This window comes from Wocania ichthyoenteri Th78 (assembly GCF_000789235.1).
GTDB classification, from domain to species: domain Bacteria; phylum Bacteroidota; class Bacteroidia; order Flavobacteriales; family Flavobacteriaceae; genus Wocania_A; species Wocania_A ichthyoenteri.
In genome coordinates this window covers 3,710,396-3,736,842 of sequence record NZ_KN525716.1, presented here as the reverse complement: position 1 = coordinate 3,736,842, position 26,447 = coordinate 3,710,396, and the positions used below count along the sequence as shown (strand labels likewise).

Annotated in this window: 18 protein-coding genes and 1 other RNA gene; 10 read left to right on the top strand and 9 right to left on the bottom strand. The window is 29.8% G+C overall.

All coding sequences use genetic code 11. The annotated features are described in order from the left end of the window. Positions 1 to 44: 44 nt before the first annotated feature. The 3 genes from RG22_RS16195 to ffs form a co-directional block, all read right to left on the bottom strand. Positions 45 to 482 carry a hypothetical protein gene (locus RG22_RS16195; protein ID WP_156113410.1) on the bottom strand — a complete coding sequence of 146 codons (438 nt, stop codon included), beginning with the start codon at positions 480 to 482 and terminating at the stop codon, positions 45 to 47. A gap of 50 nt (positions 483 to 532) precedes the next feature. Beyond that, positions 533 to 1,336 (bottom strand): SDR family oxidoreductase, encoded by an 804-nt coding sequence (locus RG22_RS16190; RefSeq protein WP_034045186.1) that lies wholly within the window; start codon positions 1,334 to 1,336, stop codon positions 533 to 535. Between the two features lie 76 nt (positions 1,337 to 1,412). Then, positions 1,413 to 1,511, bottom strand: an RNA gene (gene ffs, locus RG22_RS17730) — signal recognition particle sRNA small type. 88 nt (positions 1,512 to 1,599) lie between these two features. Between ffs and RG22_RS16185 the strand changes: the two genes are divergently transcribed. From RG22_RS16185 to RG22_RS16165, 5 genes are all read left to right on the top strand, one after another. After that, a complete protein-coding gene (locus RG22_RS16185; RefSeq protein ID WP_034045183.1) occupies positions 1,600 to 2,637 on the top strand; it encodes a glutaminyl-peptide cyclotransferase in 1,038 nt (345 codons plus the stop codon). A 244-nt stretch (positions 2,638 to 2,881) separates the two neighbouring features. Further along, complete coding sequence (locus RG22_RS16180) at positions 2,882 to 4,195, top strand: gluconate:H+ symporter (RefSeq protein WP_034045181.1); 1,314 nt, start codon at positions 2,882 to 2,884, stop codon at positions 4,193 to 4,195. After that, a complete protein-coding gene (locus tag RG22_RS16175) occupies positions 4,192 to 4,656 on the top strand; it encodes a RidA family protein (RefSeq protein WP_034046240.1) in 465 nt (154 codons plus the stop codon). Before RG22_RS16180 ends, RG22_RS16175 begins: the two co-directional genes overlap by 4 nt. A 3-nt stretch (positions 4,657 to 4,659) precedes the next feature. Then, positions 4,660 to 5,772: a D-TA family PLP-dependent enzyme gene (locus RG22_RS16170; protein WP_034045178.1), complete on the top strand. Its 1,113-nt coding sequence runs from the start codon at positions 4,660 to 4,662 to the stop codon at positions 5,770 to 5,772. A 14-nt stretch (positions 5,773 to 5,786) separates the two neighbouring features. Then, positions 5,787 to 6,851, top strand: coding sequence for a dipeptidase (locus RG22_RS16165; RefSeq protein WP_034045176.1), 1,065 nt, complete (start codon positions 5,787 to 5,789; stop codon positions 6,849 to 6,851). A 52-nt stretch (positions 6,852 to 6,903) separates the two neighbouring features. Here the strand turns inward: RG22_RS16165 and RG22_RS16160 are convergent, their stop codons facing one another. The 5 genes from RG22_RS16160 to RG22_RS16140 form a co-directional block, all read right to left on the bottom strand. Next, positions 6,904 to 9,138, bottom strand: coding sequence for a TonB-dependent receptor (locus tag RG22_RS16160; RefSeq protein WP_034046238.1), 2,235 nt, complete (start codon positions 9,136 to 9,138; stop codon positions 6,904 to 6,906). 136 nt (positions 9,139 to 9,274) lie between these two features. Next, complete coding sequence (locus RG22_RS16155; protein ID WP_034045175.1) at positions 9,275 to 9,721, bottom strand: hypothetical protein; 447 nt, start codon at positions 9,719 to 9,721, stop codon at positions 9,275 to 9,277. 85 nt (positions 9,722 to 9,806) lie between these two features. Further along, positions 9,807 to 12,932, bottom strand: coding sequence for a non-ribosomal peptide synthetase (locus RG22_RS16150; RefSeq protein WP_034045174.1), 3,126 nt, complete (start codon positions 12,930 to 12,932; stop codon positions 9,807 to 9,809). Between the two features lies 1 nt (position 12,933). Continuing rightward, a complete protein-coding gene (locus RG22_RS16145) occupies positions 12,934 to 13,191 on the bottom strand; it encodes an acyl carrier protein (protein ID WP_034045172.1) in 258 nt (85 codons plus the stop codon). A gap of 1 nt (position 13,192) precedes the next feature. Continuing rightward, positions 13,193 to 14,761 carry an amino acid adenylation domain-containing protein gene (locus RG22_RS16140; protein ID WP_162183659.1) on the bottom strand — a complete coding sequence of 523 codons (1,569 nt, stop codon included), beginning with the start codon at positions 14,759 to 14,761 and terminating at the stop codon, positions 13,193 to 13,195. Positions 14,762 to 15,097: 336 nt separating this feature from the next. Between RG22_RS16140 and RG22_RS17410 the strand changes: the two genes are divergently transcribed. The 5 genes from RG22_RS17410 to RG22_RS17405 are packed head-to-tail and all read left to right on the top strand — an operon-like array spanning position 15,098 to position 25,450. Further along, positions 15,098 to 16,327 carry a HupE/UreJ family protein gene (locus RG22_RS17410; protein WP_081997756.1) on the top strand — a complete coding sequence of 410 codons (1,230 nt, stop codon included), beginning with the start codon at positions 15,098 to 15,100 and terminating at the stop codon, positions 16,325 to 16,327. Positions 16,328 to 16,353: 26 nt separating this feature from the next. Further along, positions 16,354 to 20,973 carry a non-ribosomal peptide synthetase gene (locus RG22_RS16130; protein ID WP_034045167.1) on the top strand — a complete coding sequence of 1,540 codons (4,620 nt, stop codon included), beginning with the start codon at positions 16,354 to 16,356 and terminating at the stop codon, positions 20,971 to 20,973. A 4-nt stretch (positions 20,974 to 20,977) separates the two neighbouring features. Next, complete coding sequence (locus RG22_RS16125; protein WP_034045164.1) at positions 20,978 to 22,279, top strand: glycosyltransferase; 1,302 nt, start codon at positions 20,978 to 20,980, stop codon at positions 22,277 to 22,279. Positions 22,280 to 22,293: 14 nt separating this feature from the next. Further along, positions 22,294 to 24,711: a condensation domain-containing protein gene (locus RG22_RS16120; protein WP_034045161.1), complete on the top strand. Its 2,418-nt coding sequence runs from the start codon at positions 22,294 to 22,296 to the stop codon at positions 24,709 to 24,711. A gap of 4 nt (positions 24,712 to 24,715) precedes the next feature. Further along, positions 24,716 to 25,450, top strand: coding sequence for a 4'-phosphopantetheinyl transferase family protein (locus RG22_RS17405; RefSeq protein WP_052143796.1), 735 nt, complete (start codon positions 24,716 to 24,718; stop codon positions 25,448 to 25,450). On the opposite strand, the gene RG22_RS16110 is transcribed toward RG22_RS17405, so the two are convergent. Continuing rightward, positions 25,447 to 26,430: a PorP/SprF family type IX secretion system membrane protein gene (locus tag RG22_RS16110; RefSeq protein WP_034045158.1), complete on the bottom strand. Its 984-nt coding sequence runs from the start codon at positions 26,428 to 26,430 to the stop codon at positions 25,447 to 25,449. The two genes, RG22_RS17405 and RG22_RS16110, sit on opposite strands and share 4 nt — an antisense overlap. Between the last annotated feature and the right edge of the window lie 17 nt (positions 26,431 to 26,447).

The window sequence follows — 26,447 nt, the reverse complement described above, 5'->3', positions numbered from 1 at the left end:
TTTTTTAATTAAAAAATATTAACAATTGAGTATGCTATAAACTGCTATTTAATGGCAATAGTATAAGTTCTTGAAGTACTATCGCTACATAACGAATCATCGTACCTTTCGTTACCATCTTCATCATAATAATACCCATTTGGTGGGTCGACATCTAAGTGTACCGTAAACGTATATCGTCCAGCTTTTGTTGGCGTGCCTTCAATAAAAATATCTCTGTAATCTATAGTTACCCCTAAACCTTCAGGGATATCTCCACGAATGTCATAATAATATTCGTAAGCATTGTCTCGCGGTTCGTTTTTAATTTCTGCCGAAATTATTTCTGAATAGAATTGATTAACACCCCCAATAGCTAATCTTTTATCAGATAATACTGGGCGTACATTAATAATACAGTCTATAACATTTTCGCAACTACTGATCGTAAAAAAAGAAAATAAAAGAATGATGCGTATTGATTGTTTCATGTGATATTTCATGATGAAAGATTTTAAAACAATCAATATCAACTAATATGCCAAAAAAAACATTAAAGCTTATAATGATTCATCAACAATTTTTCATAAACTTTATCAGGAAGTATTCTTTTAAGCACAATAGAAAATTTCTGCATAAACTCCCCTACTTTATAATGCACTTTTGGATTTTTGGTATTGATGATTTTATAAATCGCTTCTGCCATTAAGTTAGGATTACTACCAGAATCGACATGTTCATCCATTAACTTTAAAGTATCGCCGTATGGTTTTTTATATGGTGAATCATCTATAAGCGGCGCATGATAACGACCAGCAGCTATATTGGTAGCAAAATCACCTGGTGCCACATTAGTCATACTAATATTAAACTCTTTTAACTCCATCCTAAAAGCTTCGGTTAAAAGCTCTAAAGCGCCTTTGCTAGCACTATAAACACCACGATACGGTAAGCCCATATAACCCGCTATAGATGTTATATTAATTATTAAACCTGATTGCTGTTTGCGCATTTGTGGTAAAACAGCTTTTATAACGTTTATAGGTCCAAAAAAATTAGTGTCAAAATTGGCTTTAATTTCAGAATCTGGAATTTCTTCTATGGGTCCTGTAATGCCTGCTCCGGCGTTGTTAATTAATACATCTAGTTTTCCTTCAGCTTCAATGATTTCACTTACGGTTTTTTTAATGGTTTCATTTTTTTTAACATCTAATTGAAGTATAGAAAATTTACTGTTTTTATAGTTCTCTGGATTTCTGCTTGTGCCGTAAACTGTAAAGCCTTTTTGGGTTAAAAATTCGCCCACAGATTTCCCTATTCCTGAAGAACCGCCTGTTATTAAAACAACTTTAGACATAAAAATTAAAATTACAATAATAAAGCACCAAATTACAAAAATGAAATGATAAGAAACCTTAAATTTAGCGCATAAAAAAAGGCAAGCTACCTACATCACACCGCTACGACCATTTACCTTTGCTGCGTTCCCGCCCTGGAGGATTCAACAGGAGCTGGTTGTGTAGGACTTGCCAGCTGCAAAGATACAACCTTTTAAAATTTTCACAATAATTTTTTAAACTGTTTTTAAATAAATATCTTGCTGAAAATTTTTAGTACTAAATGAATACATTCAAAGCTCTCACAATCATATTTTTAAGTTTATTTATTATTTCTTGTGGCTCAAATTCTAGTCAGAAAAAAAGTGATTTCTCTATTAAAACTAATGCTGAAAAAGGTAATATTTCTATATCTGAAAATTTAAATCTTTCTTTAGAAAACAAAAAAAATCACACTATAGATTCTGTTTTATACACTTTAAACGGAAAAAAGGTTAACGAAAGCTTCTCATTAAATAATCATAAATTAGGAAAATATACTGTTGAAGCTACTGTTTATTTTAATAATGAAAAGCAAACTGCAAATACAAATATTACTATTTTAAATAACGAAGCTCCTAAAGTTTATAAGTATAATATTATTAATGAATATCCGCACGATATAACATCTTACACTCAAGGTATTGAGTTTTTTAATGATACTATTTACGAAAGTACCGGCCAGTACAGAGAATCGAAACTTAGAAAGCTTGATTATAAAACTGGTGAGGTTGTAAAAAACATAAACTTAGCTGATGAATATTTTGGTGAAGGCGTAACAATTTTAAATAATAAAATTTACCAACTCACTTGGCAAGAAGGCATTGGTTTTGTTTATGATGTAAATACGTTTGATAAACTAAGTAGCTTTAAATATGGTAACAGTAAAGAAGGTTGGGGGCTATGTAATGATGACAATACGATTTATAAAAGTGATGGCACCGAAAAAATATGGCTTTTAAATCCAGAAACATTGATTGAACAAGATTATATTCAAGTGTTTACAAATAAAGGTAAAATTGGACGTATAAATGAATTGGAATGGATAAACGGAAAAATTTACGCTAACATTTATCAAAGAGGTGGTGTTGCAGTTATAAACCCTAAAAACGGTGCTGTAATTGCTGTTATCGATTTTTCTCCTTTGAAGAAAAAAGTAACCCAACACGAAAAACTAGATGTTTTAAATGGTATTGCTTACAACCCAAAAACTAAAACCATATTTGTGACTGGTAAACGTTGGGATAAATTGTTTGAGGTTGAAATTATTGAAAAACAATAGTCATTTATTCCATCTGCTTAAATTACTTTTCTTTTACTACACATTATAACTATCATATAGATAAGCTAAAACCTTCTGTTTAGCGATAGTTTCCTACTGACTGTAGAAATAATTTAATATTAATAACATTAAATTTATTACTTTACTATATAATTTTTTTAATACCTATGTATAGAGTAGGTTAATAATTTTTAGCAAAAAAATTAGCTGCAATTATTAATTAATATCAAGCAAATTCTTGTATATGACTTTAACCATCGTTATTCTTGGAATAGTTCTATTGTTTTTTTTAATAGCTGTATCTAAACTTAATGCTTTTATTTCATTTATTATAGTCTGTCTTTTTGTAGGTATTCTACAAGGCATGGATCTAGAACAAATTACTCAATCTATCCAAACAGGAATTGGAAACACTCTTGGGTTTTTGGTTATGATTCTAGGTTTAGGGGCAATGCTAGGTAAACTAGTTGCCGATAGTGGAGCAGCACAAAGAATTACATCAAAACTTGTTGCTTCATTTGGTATAAAATATATTCAATGGGCCGTGGTTTTAGCAGGATTTATTGTAGGTATTCCTATGTTTTATTCTGTTGGTTTTGTAATATTAATTCCATTGGTTTTTACTGTTGCCGCTGCTACAGGGTTACCTTTAATTTATGTGGGTTTACCTATGCTTGCTTCTTTATCTGTAACTCATGGGTTTCTTCCTCCTCACCCAGCTCCTACTGCTATTACAGTAATGTTTAAAGCAGATATTGGTAAAACTTTACTCTATGGAATTATAATTGCTATACCGGCTATAATTATTGCGGGACCATTATTTTCTAGAACAATAAAAAATATAAAAGCAACACCTTTAAAAGAATTTTACAATCCTGTTATTTTAAAAGATGAAGAAATGCCAGGAATTGGTATTAGCATCTTTACAGCACTACTTCCAGTTATTTTAATTGCTTTTTCCACAATTTTCAATCAATTTTTAGACGAAGGATTGTTAAAAACAATAGTCAACTTTATTGGTAATCCAGCCATTGCAATGCTTATATCTGTTTTAGTAGGCATTTATACTTTAGGTCTAGCTAGAGGTAAAAAAATGCCTGAATTAATGAAATCTATATCGAATGCAGTTTCAAGTATTACTATGGTACTTTTAATTATAGCTGGAGCTGGGGCTTTAAAACAAATTTTAATAGATAGCGGCGTAAGCGATTATATTGGCCATTTATTAAAAGATTCAAGCTTATCGCCTTTAATACTTGGTTGGCTAATTGCTACAGTAATTCGAGTTTGTGTAGGGTCTGCAACTGTAGCAGGATTAACTGCCGCAGGTATTGTACTCCCTTTAATATCTAGTACAGGTGTTAGTCCAGAATTAATGGTTCTAGCTATAGGCTCTGGAAGTTTAATGCTATCACATGTAAACGATGGCGGCTTTTGGATGTTTAAAGAGTACTTTAACCTTACAGTTAAAGAAACACTTTCTACATGGAGCGTTATGGAAACTACTGTAGGAATAATGGGATTAATTGGCGTTTTAACATTAAATACATTTATATAAATATGTTACCATCAGAAAAAGTAAAAGCATTAGAATTAGAATTTCCGCCTGCACCCAAACCAGCAGGTGTATACAAACCCTTATTAGTTGTAGATAAATTTTTATATGTTTCAGGCCATGGGCCTGTAAATATTAATGGCAGTCTTATGCAAGGTCGGGCGGGAGATAATATTAGTGATGAAGAAGCAAAAATGGCTGCAAGACAAGTTGGTTTAACTGTACTTTCATCAATAGTCACTCATTTTGGGAGTTTAGACAAAATTAAAAGAGTCGTTAAAGTTTTAGGTATGGTAAACTGTACACCAAATTTTATCAATCATCCTTATGTTATAAATGGTTTTAGCGAACTTATGGCAGATGTTTTTGGAGAGGAACATGGAATTGGTGTAAGAAGCGCAGTAGGTATGATGCTTCCTGATGGAATTCCTGTGGAAGTAGAAGTTATGTTTGAATTATATTAAACTATGCAAAATCCAGATTGGTATAAAATTAGCAATACTGAACATTTAATTACGCCTACCCTTTTGGTTTATCCAGAAAGGATAGAAAAAAATATTCAAACCATGATTAAGATTGCTGGTGGTACAGAATATTTGCGTCCGCATATAAAAACCCATAAAATCGCAGAAATTATAAAACTGCAATTAAAATATGGAATTACAAAGTTTAAGTGTGCTACCATTGCAGAAGCAGAACTTTTGGCTATGTGCAAAGTCAAGGATATTCTTTTAGCCATACAACCTGTTGGAGTTAATATCTACAGATTTTTTCGGTTAATAGAAAAATATCCAAATTCAGAGTTTTCATCCATTACAGATAATTATGAAACAGTTGAAAAAATTTCAAAAATAGCTTCAGAAAAAAGCATGATTATTCCGTTATGGTTAGATATTAATAATGGTATGAACAGAACGGGAATTTCTGACAAAGTAGAAGCATTAAAATTATACCAAGACATCGCTTCAAACTCTAATTTAATAGCCAAAGGCTTGCATGTTTACGACGGGCATATTAAAGACTCCGATTTAAACTTACGCGAAAAGGCATGTAATGACGCTTTTAAAGTAGTTTCTAATTTAAAAAAAGATATAGAAAACTCAGGGTATAAAGCACCAGTAATTGTTGCTGGAGGCACTCCATGTTTTCCTATTCATGCAAAAAGAAAGGAAGTTGAAGTTAGCCCTGGCACACCTTTGCTATGGGATCAAGGCTATAAAAACACCTTTAAAGATTTACCATTTCTCCCAGCAGCTGTTTTACTAGGGAGCATTATTAGCAAGCCCAAAGAAAATATTATTTGCTTAGATATAGGACATAAAGCTGTTGCTGCTGAAATGACATTCCCTAGAATGAAAATTTTAAATATTAATGGTTGCAAACAAATTAGCCATAGCGAGGAACATTTAGTTTTAGAGTTTAACGCATCTAATAAATATTCAATAGGAGATGTTTGTTATGCAATTCCTATGCATATATGCCCAACAGTAAGTAAATACAATGAAGTAATTACAATTTTAAACGGTAAAATTAATGGCTCTTGGCAAGTAGTTGCAAGAGATTATAAAATAACCATATAAATAAAACATAAAAAATGTTTATACTAGATGCTCATTTAGATCTTGCAATGAATGCTTTAGAATGGAACCGAGATTTAACTTGGACTGTTGAAGACATAAGACGTAGTGAAATAGGAATGACTGATAAACCAGACAGAGCAAAAAACACAGTCTCTTTAGATGCTATGCGAAAAGGAAATATTGGCCTATGTGTTGCAACTCAAATTGCTAGATACGTAAAAAAAGGAAGTGCTTTACCTGGTTGGAACTCGCCTCAACAAGCATGGGCACAAACACAAGGTCAATTAGCTTGGTACAAAGCTATGGAAGATATTGGTGAAATGACACAAGTTACCAATTTGGAACAATTAAATAACCATTTAAGTTTATGGAAAACTAGTTCTAATAAAAAACCTATTGGATATATTTTAAGTTTAGAAGGTGCTGACTCTATTGTTTCTATTGATTATTTAGAAAAATCATACAAACAAGGATTACGCGCTATTGGACCTGCTCATTATGGCCCTGGCACATATGCACATGGCACCGATTCGGTTGGTGGTATTGGTATTAAAGGAAAAGAATTACTAAAAAAAATTAAAGAGCTAAATTTAATTCTAGATGCAACACATTTATGTGATATTAGCTTTTGGGAAACCATGAAAGCTTATGATGGCCCAGTTTGGGCAAGCCATAATAACTGTAGAAAATTTGTAAATCATAATCGACAATATTCGGATAATCAGATTATTGAACTAGTTAATAGAAATGCTGTAATTGGTGTTGCCTTAGATGCGTGGATGATGGTTCCTAATTGGGTAAGAGGAAAATCTACACCAGAAAGTATGGGTGTTACTTTAAATCAAATGATTGATAATATAGACCATATTTGTCAGCTTTCAGGAAATTCTCTACATGTTGGAATTGGTACAGATTTAGACGGTGCTTTTGGTAAAGAACAATCTCCCAGCGATTTAGACACTATTGCTGACCTTCAAAAAATTCCAGAAATGTTATCAAAAAAAGGATATTCAAAAGAAGATATTGAGAATATTATGAGCGAAAACTTTATTAGATTTCTTAAAAAAACTTGGAGTTAAATAAAAACGCACCAAAATTAGGTGCATTTTTATTTAAAAAATTTAAGGTTATTTAAAATCTAACAGATATTTTTCCTCTTAAAAAGAATGGACTTCCTGGTGTAAAATGAATTTCTTCAACAGCATCTGGTTCGTTAAATAATCTGCTTTCTGTTGCAAATTGAGTTTCGTTCCATTCGCTATCAAACAAATTTTCAACTATTAAACCAAATGTCCAGTTTTTATACTGATAATTTACATTCAAATCTGTTATAAAATACCCTTCAGCTACAATAGAACTATCTTCGTTTGCTGGTCGATCCTTAATATACCTATAACTCAATCCGCCTGAAAAATTGCTTAAGTCTCTAAAGCTTATATTACCTGAGGATGTTAAATCTGGTGCAAGAGGAATGTAATTTTGTCCACTTGGGTCTTCGCTACTTCTTGCATAAGTATAATTAACATCGGTATTAAAAAATAACCAATCTGCTAATTGATATCGTAAACCAAAATCAAAGCCATAACGTTTAGTTTTTCCGCTAGGTTCAACAATACCTGCATCGCCAACATAAACAAATTCTTGTTGTAAAAACAAACTCCATAATGCCGCATTAATTACCAATCGATTCATAGGTTTCATTATAACACCTAGATCAGTTCCATAAGCAGTTGGTAATACTTTCTTGCCGTTGTTTGCAGTAACAACTCTCGCATCGTTTGAATGATAGCCTAACCCCGTTTTTGCAAACCATTGTAGTTTTGGTGATGCTGCATAAATTATATTTAGTTTTGGGCTTACCAATACTTTGTTTTCGCTTTTATTCTCATAAGTCGTTGTTAGTAAATTTTCGTAATCAAAGTTAAAATAATCTAAACGTAAACCTGGATTGAACGTCCATTTATTCTTTTTGTATGTTAAATTCGCGAAAGCAAATCCATTTAACTCATCAATGTTACCAAAAGCTAGTCTTTCTAAAATAGTTTGCCTATTTAAAGTTCTTGATAACTGGACATCATTTACATCGTCGTATCTAAAACCAACACCTAATTCGTATTTTAACTGCGCATCATGATCTTCTAGATGGAACGAATGCTCGTAAGTTGTTTTCGCCCCAATAATTGTTCTGTCTTCTTTTTGATGAATTTGATCGCCATTTACAGGGTCTTCCAAAAAGAACGTAAAGTTTGAAAATAATTCGAAATCGTATTTTGAAAGGTAAGCCGATGATTTTATTGTAGAATGTTCATCCAATTGCTTATTATGTTTTATCCAAAAGTTGCTTCTACTGGTATTCCCGCCTTCAGTATCATCAATTGCCCCAAAACGGCCTATTAGTCCGTTTTCAACTGCACGAACAGGTATTTGCCCTGAAGCATCCCATTTGCTTTGAAAATGTGAAATAGCCATGTTAAATTCTTGATCTTCGTAGTTATTAAAATTATATCGCCCCATAACATTAATACGATTAAAGTTTTGTGGCGATTCAAAAACACCATCTGATAACATAAGCTCAGATGCAATGTATGCTTTACTCTTATCTTCGTCTACAATTTTTAGCATACTTAATGCTCTTAACGTATTAAACTGACCAGCTTCAACCGAAACAATATTATTATTAATTGTTTTTTTTGTATTAATATCTACATAACCAGCAGTGTTAAAATTGCCTTTATCTGCATAATATGCACCTTTTGCAAAGTCAATATTATTAATGGTTTCTGGTATAATAAAGTGCATATCGGCATAACCTTGACCATGTGCATGAGACACCATATTAACTGGCATACCATCAACATCTATAGCAATGTCTGTTCCATGATCAATATCAAAACCTCTTAAAAATATTTGTTCTGCCTTACCTCCGCCTGCATGTTGACCTATGATTAGCCCAGGGATTTTTCTAAGAATTTCTTGCGATGATTTTACTGGACTTGTTTTTAAATCGACATTAACAAAATTACTTAGTACGTTTACTTTTGAAACGATTAATACTTGATCTAAAGACGCTGAAGATATTTCTAAAATAATATTAACTTCGCTATCTAAGTGTTTTTCTACAATTACAAGTTCTTGATTTTCGTAACCTAATTGATAAAAATAAATAATATCGTTTACCGAAATATCATCTAATTCAAAATACCCAGAAACATTAGTATACGTATAAGCTCCAGTAGTTTTATTATAAACACCAACACCTTGCAATGGCTTATTATTATCTTCTGAAATAATAACACCACTTAATTCGTGAGCTTTTACACTGCTAAAAACAGCTAAAAGCATATATAAAAGTATATGTTTTTTCATTTTTTTTAATTTTATAATCATACATTACTAAAACAAATAGCCAAAGTAAAGTATGTGCAATTTTTATTAAATAAAGGAATGGATTGTGTTGTAATACAGCATCTGAAATAATTACATAGCTTGTAACTAATCGTTTTTATGATAGCTGCATATTTGATGTTTTTGGTGGAACTTTTATTTTTCTATAAAAAAGGGCTTTTACCTTTTCTGTGTAACTATCTATAACAGCTAATGATTTAGATGTAATTAATTTTTGCTCTTTATATTTTGATGAATGAAAATGTTTGTCAATTTTACTATCAACTAAACTTGGTTTGTTTGAGTCTTCGGTGTCATTATTTACTTCTGCAAAAACATCTAATATATCTAGTATTTTATGTTCATGATACGTTATAGTTGGTGTTTTAACTTTATAATCCAAATTTTCATTTTGATTGTGTGATAATATAGCATTGGGCATTTCTATAAAATGCGAAATACTATGCAAAACCCTTTTAGCCTCTTTGTGTATTGGCATAAGTACATACATAACGCTTATTACTATAGCTGTAAATTTTATTATATGTATTTTTAGTTTTTCCATTTTTTGATACAAACAGTATCAATAATTTTATTCTTCTAATTAGTACTTACGAAGTTTAAATAGTTGCGGTTTTAATATTTATATATTATTCATTTAATAATTTAGTAATCATTTGTTCTACATAATTAGCATAGACTCTAATTGTAGGATAATTAAACACATCAGTGATAAGCAACTCTAATTCTAAAGCTCTTTTTATCCTTGATGTAATAGATATTGCACTTAAAGAATTACCACCTATTCTAATAAAATTTTCATTCACTCCAATTTTGTCTATACCTAGAACCTCTTTCCAAACATTTAGAATAATTTCTTCTATTTCGTTTTTAGGACCTAACTTAATACCTGTCTCTTGCACTATTGTTAGACTATTATACTCGGGTAACTTTCTTCTATTAACTTTACCGCTAGATAAGAGTTCAAACTGCTCTAAGTGCATATAAGATTGTGGAATCATATATTCTGGAAGTTGCAGCTTTAATGTAGTTATTAACTCAAAGCCCTCAATTTTTTCTCCAGTATAATATGCTACTAAGTTATCTTGTTTATCAACAGAAACTATAGCCTGAGATATCTCAGGTAGTCTTTCAATATTATTCTCAATTTCGCCAAGTTCTATTCTTAATCCTCTAATTTTAATTTGATTATCAATTCTACCATGGTATTCAATCTCTCCATCTGCTCTATACCTTGCCAAATCACCTGTTTTGTACATTTTTGCGTTAGGCGCATCAGAAAATATATTTTTCACAAATCGCTCATTAGTTAGCCGTTCTCTGTTTAAATATCCTTTTGCTACTTGTTTTCCAGCAATATACAGCTCACCTTTTAATCCAATTGGCAATTGATTTAAGTTTTTATCCAAAATATGTAGCTGGGTATTTGCAACTGGTTTACCAATTAAAATTCCATCAAAAAGATCTTCTTTTTTACAATACCAACTAGTTACATCTACAGACGCTTCTGTTGGCCCATATAGATTATAAATTTCAACATCTAATTTATTATATGTCTTTTCTACTATAGGCACAGAAAGTACTTCTCCGCTACAAAAAATTCTATTAAGACTATTACAATTTTCAATTTCATTAGTTTGAATAAACACATTCAACATTGAAGGAACAAAATGAATATTGGTAACTCGATAATTTTTAATTGTCTCAATTAATTTATCTGGGTTTTTATGCCCTTCTGGTGATTCTATAACTAAAGTTGCCCCCTCTTGAGTTGGCCAAAACAATTCCCATAATGAAACATCAAACGTGATTGGCGTTTTCTGAATAAAAGTGTCATCAATAGAAATTGGATATTTGCTATTCATCCAATTCAGACGATTACAAATTCCCTCGTGATGGCATAAAACACCTTTTGGTTTTCCTGTACTTCCTGATGTGTATATAACATAAGCCAAATCATCTGGGAGTATTTTTATATTGTTTGAAGTACTATCTAGCAAATCTATTTGCTCTTTAATTGTTTCATAATAAAAACAATCAATACTTTTTAAAACATCACCGTCTATGCTATCATGATTATAAAATAAAATTTTTGCTTTTGCATCGTTTATTATAAACTTTAATCGCTCCGAAGGGATATCTGTAGCCACTGGTAAATATGCTGCTCCAGATTTTATAATTCCGTAGATACAAAACATCATTTCTAATGATCTATCAAGACTTACAATTACAATATCATTTTTTTGAATTCCTTTTTGGGTTAAAAAACGTGCTACTTGATTAGATTTTTCATTTAACACCTTGTATGTAACTAATTCTTCCTCAAATACAAGGGCTTTCAGATTTGGTATTTTTAAAACTTGAGCTTCAAACTTAGAAAGTAAAGTTTCATTTTTAGGATATTCAACAGTTGTATTATTCCAATCTTCTATTGTTGAAACTTCAACATCTGTTATTAAGTTTACAGAATTAATTTGCTGATTGTGATTTTCAATAAAAGCATCTAAAAGTTTTAAGAAATGTTGAGAAACTACTTTTTGCTTTTGAGTATTAAATACGTTGGTATTAAAATCAAAATATAATTGTATTTCACCGGAGTTATCAAAATCATGAACATGTAAACGAAGATGATGTCTTGGGTCATGATGTCCAGGGTGTACCCAAGATGTTGTAACTGGAGCATCATTAAATTTAGGATTTATATTATTTATATAATTAAAGAGTACATTAAACCCTCTATTTAAATCGGCAGTAGATGCTCCTGCTTGTGCATATTTAAGAAAACTGTTGCTTTCCAATTGAACTTTTTGCAATAAAGACATAAAAGTATCCTCTTCATCCACTTCAACTAGTAATGGAAACGTTTCAATAAAGAAACCAATGGTATTCTTGATTTTTTTTGAAGTTCTGTTATGCACAGGAGAACCTATTACTAAATACTCTTGACCAGTAACCCTATTTAAAAAAGCAAAAAGTGTTGTTAAAAATATATTATAAAGTGTTAAATCTAGAGTCCAAACCCTAACACCTTTCTCATTTGCTAATTGTCGTATTTTATTTGAACGCTCTTTTCCAAGTTTTATATTTAATCGGTCTGAAGCCGTATTGAAAGAAACATCTTTTTGGTAATAAAATGATGGAGGTGAAGGGAAGTTTTTTAGTTTTTCCCCCCAATACTTTAAAGCCTCTTTATAGTTATCTCCAGTTTTTACTTTTTGACTATTAGTTACATACTCATTATATGATGGAAGTTCTTCTAAATTTTCTAACTTATTTTCTAATGCTTTTGCATAATAGTCAGACATTTTAGAAAAAATAAGCGAAGTACTCCAACCATCAGAAATTAAATGATATTGATTAAAATACCAAACATAAAGATGTTCAGAAAGCTTAATAAGAACAGAATCAAATGCACATTTTTCTAGATTAAACTGATTATGTGCCCTTTCTTTTTCCCATGTTTTATATGCTTTTTTGGGATTTTGTTGATTGGAAAAATCTTTAAATTCAACTTCGTAATCAACTTTAGAAAGATATCTCTGAATAGGTTCTCCTTCTTGTATATAAAAAACGGATCGAAGTACATCACTTTTCTCTACTAATTTTTGAAAAGCAATTCTAAATTTAGGTAAGGAAATGGCATCTTTAATTTCATAAGACATCACCATATTGTACATAGGTGAATCAGGATTTAATTCCTGTCCAAGCCACAGTAGTTTTTGGTTTTGAGTTAATTTAGTATACTTGTTCTCCATACTAGCCACTCTCCTTTCCTAATCTCAACTTACTCATGATGAATATACTTATATCTTTTACTGTCATAAAGTTTTCAATAATCATATCTTCAGGAGCTACTTTTATATTATAAGTTTCTTCAACAAAGGTTATAAGCCTTATCATTGCCATAGAATCTAAAATACCACTATCTAAAAGCTCATCTGTTGCTTCCAACGAATCTTCTATATCTTCACTTGCAAACTCTTGTTCTATATATTTGATAATGGTTTGTTCCATACTATGCATTCTCAATTATCTTTTCAATTTTTTTTCTATCTATTTTTCCTGAGCTTGTTCTAGGAAATGTTTTTAATATCAATATATTGGTTGGTACCGCATATATTGGTAAATGCTTTTTACAATGTGTTTTTAAATCTTCTAAACTAATATGCATGTCTTTATGCAATAGTACTGTCGCCGAAAGCTCTTTTTCTTTATTATTACTGCTTTCTGTTAGTACCACTGCAACTTCAATGACCGCTTCATTTTTTATCAATATGTTTTCAATTTCATCTATTTCAATACGATAACCTCTAAACTTTATTTGTCTATCTTTTCTTCCTAAAAACAATAATTCGTTATTTTTATTTAGCTTAACCAAATCACCTGTTCTATAATATATATACTCAAACCCTGGAGCAATTTTTTCTTTATATAAAGATGATTCGGTGAGAGGTGTATTGTTCCAATACCCTTTCATCATGGTAGCAGATCTTACTACTAGAAGTCCTTCTTTACCATGTTCAACTTCTTCGTCTTTACTATCTAAAATCTTATATTCAGTATTCTTCCACGTAGTTCCAATTGGAATTGGATTATCATTTTTTGGTGGCTCACTTAAATTATAGTAAGTGCATTGGTTTAATTCTGTTGGACCATAAATATTGCTGAATTCTGTATTTGTCCATAACTGCATTAATGCTTTTAGTTGTTTGGTTACAAATACTTCTCCTGCAAACAAAACCCACCTTAAACTAGAGAAGTCTTTATTTTCAATACCACCTTTAAGTAGAAGCTGAATTAATACTAATGGTACAGAATACCAAATTGTTAATTGCTCCTTTTCCATTAATTGCGCTAAACTCGTTGGGAATTTTAGATGGGCATCAGAAACTATAACTGTTGTTGCACTTGATAATGGTGCAGAAAAATAGCCTAATAAGGAAACATCAAAATGTAAAGGAGCTATATTAACCACTTTATCTGTTGGCTTGAAGTCGTAAAGGTCTACAACTAATTTAGCAAATGCTAACCCGCTATAGTGCGTATGCATTATACCTTTTGGTGTTCCTGTACTGCCAGACGTATAAAGAATATACGCTAAATCTTCGGCTAAAATATTTATAGCCTTATACTTTTTTAAAGAAATTTGGTAGATGTCTTCCCAACTTACAGAGTTAACAACATTATTTTTTGAAATGCCAACGACATTGAACAAACAAAAATCATCAATTAAAATTTTTTTTATTTTTTTTTCTTGTTTTGGGGTAGTAACTAGATGCTTTATTCCGCAGTCATTAATTAGAAACTTTACACGCTCATTTGGCACAAAAGGATCTATTGGCACATAAGCTGCACCAGATTTTAAAATACCATAAATAGCAATTGAAGTTTCTAAACATCTATGCATAAGAACACCTACACGATCTCCTTTCTTTACATCTAAGCTTAGTAAGTGACTCGCTAGCTGATTTGTTTTAATATCTAAATCTGAATATGTTATAGATTCATCTAAATATCTAAACGCCTCTTTAAGAGGAAACTTTTTTGCAGAATTCCCTATTATTTGTACTAAATTATATATCAATTTCTCTTTTTTTATTAAGTATTGAATACCTAATAGTTTAGCAATAACTTTTTTCTCAATCAGTAGCAATAAACTTTAATAATTAGTATTAATCAAAAACAATCGTTAGGAAACTTTTTAAATCGATTAACTTTTGTTTTTTAACACTTATTTTTCATAATATTCAAAAATTGAAAAAAATTTTGCACTTTAACGAATAAACCGAGCATATAAATCAATAATTACTAGCATCTATAATTTTATTAATATCATTGAAAAAAAATTAAATAATAGAATTCATCGTTTTTTATCTTGAACTAAAAGGAATATTCAATGAATTTAATGAAATAAGAAAAAATGAAAAACTTACTATCCAAATGCCTCTTTGCGTTTTTTTTAATGATTTCTATATCAAGTTATTCACACTCTCCTAACCAAAGTTATGTTTATGTTAGAGTTTATGAAAATAATGGTATAGAAGGACGCTATGAAATAAATGTTAAAGAATTAAATAAAATATTCAATTTAAATTTACCCAAAAACGCAACGGTAGAAGACGTAAAACCTTATGCTAACCAAATTCAAGCATACATTCTTAAAAACGCTGGATTTAGCTCTGAAATAAATAAGCATGACATTATTTTTAAAGATTTGGATGTTATTGATATTGTTTCTGGAAATTATATTCTATTCAAATTTGACTTATCTAATACAAAGGTTTTACCAGAACACTTAAAAGTATATTATAATATAGGTTTTGAACAAGATAATGATCATAAAGGGTTTTTAATTATAGAATATAATTGGAAAGCTGGTGTTATAAACGAAGAAGCTAATATCGTACTAGACTTTGGTCCAAATGACACCATTGGAGACTTAAACCTTAGCGAAGCTAATTTATTTACGGGGTTTATTGCCATGATAAAACAAGGTGTTTGGCATATATGGATTGGTATTGATCATATTCTTTTTTTATTAGCACTTATATTACCATCAGTAGTTAGAAGACGTAAAAACAGTAACAATGCATATAGCATCTATGGTTGGGAACCAGTTATGACATTTAAGGCTGCTTTTATTTATATCATAAAAGTAATTACCTTTTTTACAATTGCACATACTATTACATTAACACTTGCTTCTTTAGAAATTGTAATGCTACCATCTAGAATAGTTGAGTCTCTTATTGCTTTTTCAATTGGTCTTGCAGCGTTTCATAATATTAAGCCCATTTTTAAAATGAAAGATTGGGTTATTGCTTTTATTTTTGGTTTATTTCATGGTTTTGGTTTTGCCAGTGTTTTAAGTGATCTAGGTTTAACAGGAGAGTTTTTAACCCTATCTCTTTTAGGTTTTAATATAGGTGTTGAAATAGGTCAACTTGTTATCATAATTTGCATCTTTCCCGTATTATATTTAATAAGAAAACTCAAACTCTACCCTAAGCTTTTAGTTTTTACATCTATTTTACTAATTATAATTTCTTTATACTGGTTTATAGAACGAGCATTTGATGTTGATTTCTATCCAGATGAGTATATAAAATGGAAACTGTATGAATTTGCAGTATGGTTAGGCTTAAAATAGTTAAAGAATAATTCAATAAATTTCTTGTGGAAAAAGATTTTAAAAAGGCATCTATATTAGATAGATGGAAAAAAAAATCAAAAAAAGCAAATGATTCTTTTGAGATAGTAAAAGCTCCAGATAATAATGGTTTTTATAATTTATCTAAGTCTCAAAAGCGACTTTGGTTTTTACAACAATTATACCCAAAAAACACTTTCTATAACTTATCTCAATGCTATAAGTTTGAAGGAAATATTAATATTGAAATTTTAAAGAAGAGTTTAATCTTAATTTTCGAAAAACATGAAATTTTAAAATCCTATTATCCAACTAAAAAAGGAAAATCGGTTTTAAAATTTAATAATTCATATACTTTAAATATTAAAGAAAAAGATTTTAGCAACTATCTTGAAAATGAAGCAGAATCTAAATCTAAAACGTTTATTGATAAACAGGCTAATTTTAACTTTAATTTGGCTTCCGGACCATTAATTAAAGCCTCTGTTTTAAAAATTACTCAAAACAAATACGTTCTATTTATAACTTTGCATCATATCATTTCTGATCAATGGTCAATGAATATTTTAAAACAAGAGTTAGCTAATAATTATAGAGCACTAATTAATAATTTACAAATAAAAACAGACTTAAATTCTATAAGTTTTAAAGATTATGCTTATTGGCAAAACCAAAAACAGACTTATGAAAGTCAAAAGATATATTGGAAAAACAAACTTGCTGGCGAAATTCCGTTTTTAAATTTACCTACAGATTTTACACGTCCAATTTCTCCTTCCTTTAAAGGAAAAACTCATACTATAAATTTTTCAAAGTCGATATCAACAGATATTTTAGATGTTGCAAAAAAATTAGAAATTACACCTTTCACTTTATTTTTATCTGCATATTATATCTTACTTCAAAAGTTTAGCAATCAAGAAGATATCTTAATTGGATCACCAGTGTCAAACAGAGATATTGAAAGTTTAGAGTCTGTTTTTGGGCTTTTTATAGACACAGTGGTCTTTAGAACATTAGTAAAAAAATCACTTTCAATAGCGCAGTTTATAAAAGAAGTAAATGCTATGTCTATGAAAGCACTTTCTAATAAAGACATACCATTTGATACTTTAGTAAAAGAGTTAAACATTCAAAGGTCTTTAGCTGTAAATCCGCTTTTCCAAGTTATGTTTGTGTATGCTTCAAAACCAGAATTACCATCATTTGGAAATAATTTAAAGTTAGTTAATAGTTTTGAATATAGCCCTAATGTGTCCAAGTTTGATTTAACATTATTTATTACAGAAAACAAAGGAGAATTAAGTTCTACATTTGAATATGCAACCGATTTATTTGAAGAAGAAACTATTAATAGATTTCAACAACATTTAAAGCACATACTAGAATATATTGTATATCATTCAAATAAAACAATTGATAGTATTCCTGCTTTAATTGAAGCTGATGAAAAGCTACTTGTTTTAAACAATGTAGCACATAAAAATGTTTTTAAAGGTTTTGAAAGTATACATTCAATAATTGAAGATGTAGCATTAAAATGCCCAAATAATCTAGCTGTAACATTTGGCGACAATTCAATTTCATATAAAAAATTGAATGAAAAATCTAATCGAATTGCACAAGAGGTCTTAAAAAAGTCAACCAAAAACGAAGTTGTAGGCTTATGTATTGAGCGCTCTTTAGATATGATTATTGGCATGTTGGGCATTTTAAAAGCGGGTTGTGCTTATTTACCAATTGATCCCGAATATCCAAATCAGCGTATTAATTTTATACTAAATGATGCCAAAGTAAACATTATTATTTCGCAAAGCTCCCTTTCTACTCTTTTTGAAGAAATTGATATAAACTCAATTTTGATTGATGAAATTGATAAATCACAAAGTAATGACATTATTCAATTACCTTTAGTAAAAGAAACCGATTTAGCATACATAATTTATACATCTGGTACTACCGGAAAACCAAAAGGTGTTCCTATTACACACAAAAATATAATTAATTCTACAGCTAGTAGATTAGATTTTTATAATGAAAATCCTTCTGCTTTTTTACTCATGTCATCCATTTCTTTTGATAGCTCAAAAGCAGGTGTTTTCTGGACATTATGCACAGGTGGAAATTTAGTAATTTCAGAAAAACGTATTGAACAAGACATTGAAAAAATTGCAAATATTGTACAACAACATAATGTTAGCCACACACTGATGCTTCCTTCATTATATAATATTATTTTAGAAAATGTTGAAACAAAAAAACTTGAAAGCTTAACAACAGCTATAGTTGCTGGAGAGGCTTGCTCGAAATCGGTTTGCAACATTCATTTTAAAACCTTACCAAACGTTTCTCTATATAACGAATACGGCCCAACAGAAGCTTCGGTTTGGTGTATTGCACATAAAATTGAAACTGCAGATTTAAACAAAATTCAAATTCCTATAGGGAAACCTGTTGCTAATGCACAAGTTTATCTATTAGATGATAATAAAAACAAAGTCCCTTTTGGAACCTCAGGCGAAATTTATATTGGTGGCTATGGACTCTCAAAAGGCTATTTAAACAGACCAGAATTAACTAATAAAGTCTTTATTGAAAATCCTTTTAATATAAAAGAAAAGCTATATAAAACGGGAGATTTAGCAAAATATAGAAATGATGGAGCTATTGAGTTTTTAGGAAGATTAGACCAACAAATAAAAATTAGAGGATATCGTGTTGAATTAGACGACATTGAAAGCACAATAAATAAAAGTGATTTAGTTGAGCAATCTGTTGTTATTGTAAAGCAAGATGAAGGAAAACCAAAACAGCTTATTGCTTATGTAAAACCAGATGGTTTGTTTGATGAAAATCAATTAAAACTTCAGCTTAAAGAAGCGCTACCAGACTACATGATTCCTAGTAATTTTGTTTTAATTGAGGAGATACCACTTCTTCCTAATGGGAAAATTGATAAAAAATCGCTTAGTAGTATAAAAGTCATTTCAAAAGCCAAAGACACTAATCAAATAATAAAGCCTAATAATGACATAGAACAAAAGTTGCTCGATATTTGGGAAGACATTCTAAACATTAAATCATTAAGTATAACAGATAATTTTTTCGAAATTGGTGGCGATTCTATTTTAAGTATTCAAATTATTGCAAAGGCACGAAAATCAGGCTTAGTTATTGCTCCTAACCTACTATTTGAACATCAAACAATTTCAGAACTAGCCATGTTTGTGTCATTAGAAAACGAAACAAGTATTGTAGAGGAAGCTATGGTTTTAGGTGAAGTGTCGTTAACACCAATTCAAGAATGGTTTTTCGAAACACATAAAACAGCACCACAATATTGGAATCAAATATTCAGAATAAAAGATTTACCAAAAGCTTTCAATAAAAATATTTTACATGAAACAACCAATTACATTATAAAAACTCACGATGCGCTACGCTCAAGTTTTTACCTAAATGAAAATAAATGGAAAGCTAAAGTTTTAAGTCCAGATAAAATTGAAGCTTTTATTGTTGTTAATATTTCAAACGTAGATTTAGCAAACTACAATTCAAAAACTGAAACTATTTTAAAGGATATACAAGAAAATAAGACCCTTGAAGAAGGAAATCTTTTTAAATGTATTTATTTTGAAACTGGAGATGTTTCTAAAAATTTTATCATATTCTTATCACATCATTTAATTATAGATTTTGTTTCGTGGCAAATTATTTTGAATGCTTATACTGAGGTAATTCATAACAATAAATTCACTAATCGAAATACTAAAACTGCATCTTTTAAAACTTGGAGTAATCACTTATTAGAGTTATCAAACTCAAAAAACATAAAAAATGAGATTGATTTTTGGAACGATCAAATAACAACTAAAACTGTTTTGCCTAAAGACTTTAAAGGTGATTTCCCTATACTAGAAAAAGATATTAGCGACATTTATTTTGAAGTTGACAAAACAGTAACCAACAACCTTATTAATAAGGCTAATAATATTTACAATACAAAAATAGATGAATTGCTATTAACAGCTTTGGTTGATACTTTAAGCCACTGGACAAACAATAAAAATGTTAGTTTAGCTTTGGAACGGCATGGTCGAGAAACAATAAACACAGCTATAGATTTATCGAATACAGTAGGTTGGTTTACAGCATTTTTTCCTAAAACATTTAATTTTGAATCGACCACAGATATAGCTTCAAAAATTATTGCAACCAAAGAGCAAATGCGGGAAATCCCTAATGGCGGCATGAGCTATGGTATTTTACGTTATTTAACTTCATCTTTAGGGCAAGCAGAATATCCAGAAATTGTATTTAACTTTTTAGGAAAGCAAACCACAGGAGAAAACAATATAGAATTTCAGTCAAAAAACACGAGGCATCCTTTTAGCGAAAGGCATTATTACCTAGAGATTAATGCTTTAATTAAAGATGGCGTTTTAGGAATAAATTGTATCTATTCAAGTCAAGTTCATAAAACAGAGACTATAAAAGCTTTTATTGATAACTTTAATGAATCGCTAAAAAGCATTGTAGCACATTGTATAAATGCAGAAACTGTAAAATATACACCATCAGATTTTGAAGATGTTGACCTAGACCAAGAAGATTTAGATAATCTATTAAACGATTTAGAACTTTAATACGATGCAACACATAGCTATTATAACTTCTGGTATGGTTGGTATTACTAATGCTAGCCTAAAATTAGTATCTAAACTTAAGGCAGAAGGCTATAAAGTAACTTACCTCTGTCCTATCGACATTAAAGAAAAAATTGAAAAGCATGAGGTTAATTATATTCAATTACCAGAAATTAATTATGACTTTTCTTTTTTAAAACCTAATGGTTTTTTGTACCATTTCACGCATCTAAAGAATCAATATTATAAAGGCAAAAAAGAACTAAATTTTTATAAATATGAAAAGATTCTGAATAACTTAAAACCAGACTTTATACTTATTGACGAGGAACTACACGAGCTTATTTTTACAAGTATTAAACTAAACATTCCTATTAAATTAATTAGTCAGTTTTTTTGTAGTAGAATGCGTTTTAACCTGCCTCCAATATGCACAAGTATAATTCCTAAAAAAGGATTAAAAGGAAGTACTGCAGGCATATTATATGCTTGGCTGTTTTTAAAATTGAAGATTTTTGGACGAGCATTATTAAATAAAACCACCCTTAAAAACAGTCGAAGATCAGTATTAAAAAAGTATGCACAGCACATAGGTTTATCTAGAAAATCATTAATATCAAGAAACTTTCCATCGGTATTTATTCATAGAGATATACCCATATTATCTATGTCATTACCAGAGTTAGAATTTTCACATTCTAAACCTAAAAACCTGTCATATATTGGCCCTATGGTGTCTGATAGTAACTTTAAAGGTTTAGACATTCCAGATGCATTGAAAACCATCATAGAATCAAAAACTCATTTTAATAAAAAACTCATTTATTGTTCAATAACTACAATGGCAGAATCTGGAGATACTAGCTTTGTTAGAAAAGTAATTGATGCCGTTAAAAATGAAGAAAACTGGGAACTCATTATATCTCTTGGAGGAAAATTAAGTGCTGATACTTTTAAAAATTCACCAAATAATGTCCATGTTTTTAAATGGGTACCTCAACTCTATCTTTTAAGCAAAATAGATTGTAGTATAAATCATGGCGGTATTCATACTATAAATGAATGCATAAGTAATAAAGTGCCTATGCTAATTTATTCTGGGAAAAAATTTGATCAAAACGGGAACGCTGCAAGAATTGCATATCATGGCTTAGGACTGATGGGTGATAAAGATTTAGAATCCTCAGTAGACATTCATTCAAAAATAAAAACCATTATAAACAATACTAGTTTTTATGAAAAAATGAAAGCTACACATGAAATTTATAAAAGCTATGATGCAAAAAAAATATCTTCTTATTTATAAAAACATGTATTATATTGCTTAGAAAAGAAAAAACTATGCGTGATGATTCCATGGAAAAATCAAAAATTGAAGCTATTTACCCCCTTACTACAATGCAGCAAGGGGTACTCTTCCATCACTTAACAGCAAAAGATGATCAAGGATTTTTAAATGTACAATGCACTTTAGATGGAAATTTAAATATTGATTTATTAAAACAATCTTGGGATTTAGCTATTAAAAGACACTCTATTTTAAGAACCTCTGTACATTGGGAAAAAATTAAAAAACCTATACAGCTTGTAAAACCAAATACTACTACAGATTGGACTATTTTAGATTGGACAAATGAAACCGATACTACACAGCAACAAAAATTAGAGGCATTTAAAGCTAATAACAAAAATGTTGGTCTTAATTTTCAAAAAAATCCATTAACAAAAATTAGCTTAATAAAAACAAAAGAAGACTCTCATTATTTGGTTTGGTGTTGTCATCATTTACTACTAGATGGCTGGTCTTCTAGCATTATTTTAAAAGATGTTTTTATATTTTATGATGCATTATTTAATAATAGAACTGCTTTATTAGAACCTATTCCCTCATACAAATCCTATATTAATTGGTTAAAAAAAACCGATGTAAATAAGGCAAAAAAATTCTGGATTGACACATTCAAGGGCTTTGAAAAACCTTTTTTATTTAATAAAAATCAATTACAATTAGATACTACCACACAAAACCGTATAAATTTATCACCTGAGACTAGCCAAAAGGCTCAAGACTTAGCAAAAACTAATCAGGTTACTTTAAACACCTTATTTCAAGGGCTATGGTCTTTAATTATATCGAAGTATTCACACTCTAAAGATATAACTTATGGTAATACCGTTTCTGGCAGATCGGGTTCTTTTCCAAATATTGAATTATTAGCTGGTATGTTTGCCAATGTGCTTCCATTAAGAAGTTTAATTGATTATAATTTAAGTATTAAAAGTTGGCTAAAAAACATACAACTACAGCAGTTAGAAGCTAGAAATTATGAGCAGTTTACCACAGGAGAAATAACAGAATGGATTGAAAATACTTCTGAAAATATTTTTGACAGCCTTTTTATTTTTGAAAATTACCCTTGGGACGATATAAAAGCAGGAAATATTAATGTACATAGCTCAAAAAGCGGAATTACAACAACCTATCCGTTAACATTAACCGTAAAAACTGGAACATCAATTGAAATTTATTTATTTAGTGATTCACTGCTTTTTTCAAACGAAATAAATCATTGGTTTTTAAATAGATTTGAAGAAATAATTAATCTGCTTCATAATAACCAATCCCTTTCAATTGAAGATTTATTGGAAAGTATAACACCTATAAATTCCAATATAGTAAATAAAGTTTCAGAAAAAACTAAAACTATAAATCAAATTGTTAGTCCAAAAAACAAAACGCAATTAGCTTTACTGCAAATTTGGGAAAGCCTTCTTAATAAAAATAATATATGCATTACCGATAATTTTTTTGAAATAGGCGGAAAATCTTTATTAGCTATAAAAATGTTTTCGTTAATTGATAAAAACCTAAAAGTAAAAATTTCTCCCATCACTCTACTTGAACACCCAAGTATCGAAGCTTTATCAAAATATATTATCGATGATGAAAATGTTGCAGCTTGGAATTATGTTGTGCCTATAAAAGCTAAAGGAAACAAAAAGCCTTTGTTCTGTATTCACGGTGGCGGTGGTTATGTATTTTTCTTTAATCCAATTGCAAACGCTTTAAATAGCGAAACGCCTGTTTATGCTATACAACCATCTGGTATAAACAGAAATGAAAAAATGCACAAAAGCATCGAAGAGATGGCGAAAGACTACGCCAAAGAGATAAAAGATATTCAACCTAAAGGACCTTATAATTTGTTAGTATATTGCTTTAGTCCTGCAGTTGGGATTGAAATTGCTGATATTTTTGAAAAGAAAGGAGACAAAACAAACCTTATAGTTATAGATAGTATTATTAAACAAGAAGATTTTACAGATCCTACACGAATAAAAATGCGCCTTTCTGGATTTTTTAAGCGCCTTACAAATAATCCTATTAGTGCTATAAGACTAATGGTTTCTAATAATTATGAGCGCTTTTTAGAACCAATAGTTATTCAGTTATTTGCTTCATCAAACAAAAAAAATCTTGAAAAAGTTAAGCAAAACTTAATTCGTATTTACAAATTATACATGTGGGATAAGAAACATCCTGGTATTACAAATTTAATTTTAACCGAAAAACCAGACAAAAAATTAAACCCAACCTATATAGATGCCTGGAAAAGTATAACTGAACGAGATATTAATGTATTATATACTGAAGGTGTTCATCACCAACTATTTAGCTCACCACATGCAGATTTATTGGCTAAAAAGATAGATAAAGTTATGATTCAAGATAATTAATACCATGTCACCATCAACAAAAATTAAACCTTTAACCTCTAATCTAGCACATCTATGGCAAGTAAATTTTAGCCAACAATTAAATAATATATCTTTCTTTTTAAGCTTACTTTCTGTTAGTGAAAAAGAGAAAGCTTCAAGGTTTCGTTTTAAAAAAGATGAAAATCAATTTATAATATCGCGTGGGGTGTTACGAATTTTAAGCGCTCAGTATCTGAATATATGCGCTAAAAAAATTGTATTTGAATATGGTGAATATGGAAAACCTGAATTTGATTTTAATTCAAACTTAAAATTTAATATATCTCATTCTGGTGATATGGCTGTTTTAGCATTTGTTTTAAACTATGATATTGGTGCAGATATAGAAAAAATTAAAGATAATTTTGATGTTTTAGACATAGCTTCAAATTACTTTTCAAAAGCAGAAATTGATACTTTAAAAAAGTTACCTAAAGAAAAACATGTTAACTCTTTTTATAGATGTTGGACACGTAAAGAATCATTCATAAAAGCTAAATCTTTAGGGCTTACATTTCCGTTAGATTCGTTTTCAGTTTGTATAAATTCAGGTAAGAAAACAGAATTATTAGAAACTAAATGGGATGAGGCAGAAAAAAACACTTGGAAACTGTTTACTTTTTCACCTCATCAAAATTATATTGGTGCCGTTTCAATTAAAGGCGATATAAAATCTGTTGAATATTTTAACTTTAACGATTATAATTTCATTCATTAAAACGACTTACGAACCGCACTTTGCGTACATGGGCAATTACTAATACCTTGTAAAAAATCAATCCCAATAGTAACTACATGCGTTCCTGAATTAAATCTTGACAAATCGTTAATAGTTACTTGATAAGCATAACCAAAATAAAACTGTCTTTTTTTAAATCCAGCCATTGGTCCTACATTAAGAGGTTTAAAAAACTGGTCGTTAAGAAAACGGTAAGATACCCCTGCCCAATAATAATCATCATTCTTGTTATATTTTCTAAACTTGAAATTAAAGTCGGTTGCAGAGCGTTTATCACTACTAAATAATTGATAAAAGACAGAAGGCTCATATTCTAAACCACTTTTTTTAGGACCTCTAAAAGTATATCCAGAATATATTTGATAATTAGAAATTAAACTAGGTTCTAACTTTCTAATATCTTTATCAATGTTTTTGTCTAAAATGTTATTAGCATTGAAACTTAAGAAGAAACCTTTGTTTCTATAAAGTGCACTAATATCAAAATTATTATTTGAAGTTCTCCTATCGTCTGTAACAAAAGGGTCAATTATTGGGTTTTCATAACCTGTATTGAAATTATTTATATCTATTCTGAAATTATTTAGGTTGTATGAAATACCGAACGATAAATATTGTTTTGAATAATAATCTAAAACAAGATGATGTGAGAAAGAGAATTTAGCACCTGTTTGAATAGTATTTCCATTTCTATCATTATAAAAAGACAGACCAATACCAGAACGATCTGCAATTCTAAAATCACCATAAATTGACTGATTATCTGGAGCTCCTTTTATACCTACCCATTGTGTTAATCCGTTAGCTCTAATTTTTAAATTATCGCCAATACCTGCATAAGCTGGAGATATAACAAATTCATTATCTGCCAAATACTGGGTAAATACAGGTAAATTCAATTCTTGACTATAACTACATGTTACTATTAGAATATATATATATATGATTAGTTTTTTCATTTTTAAATTTTTTGAGG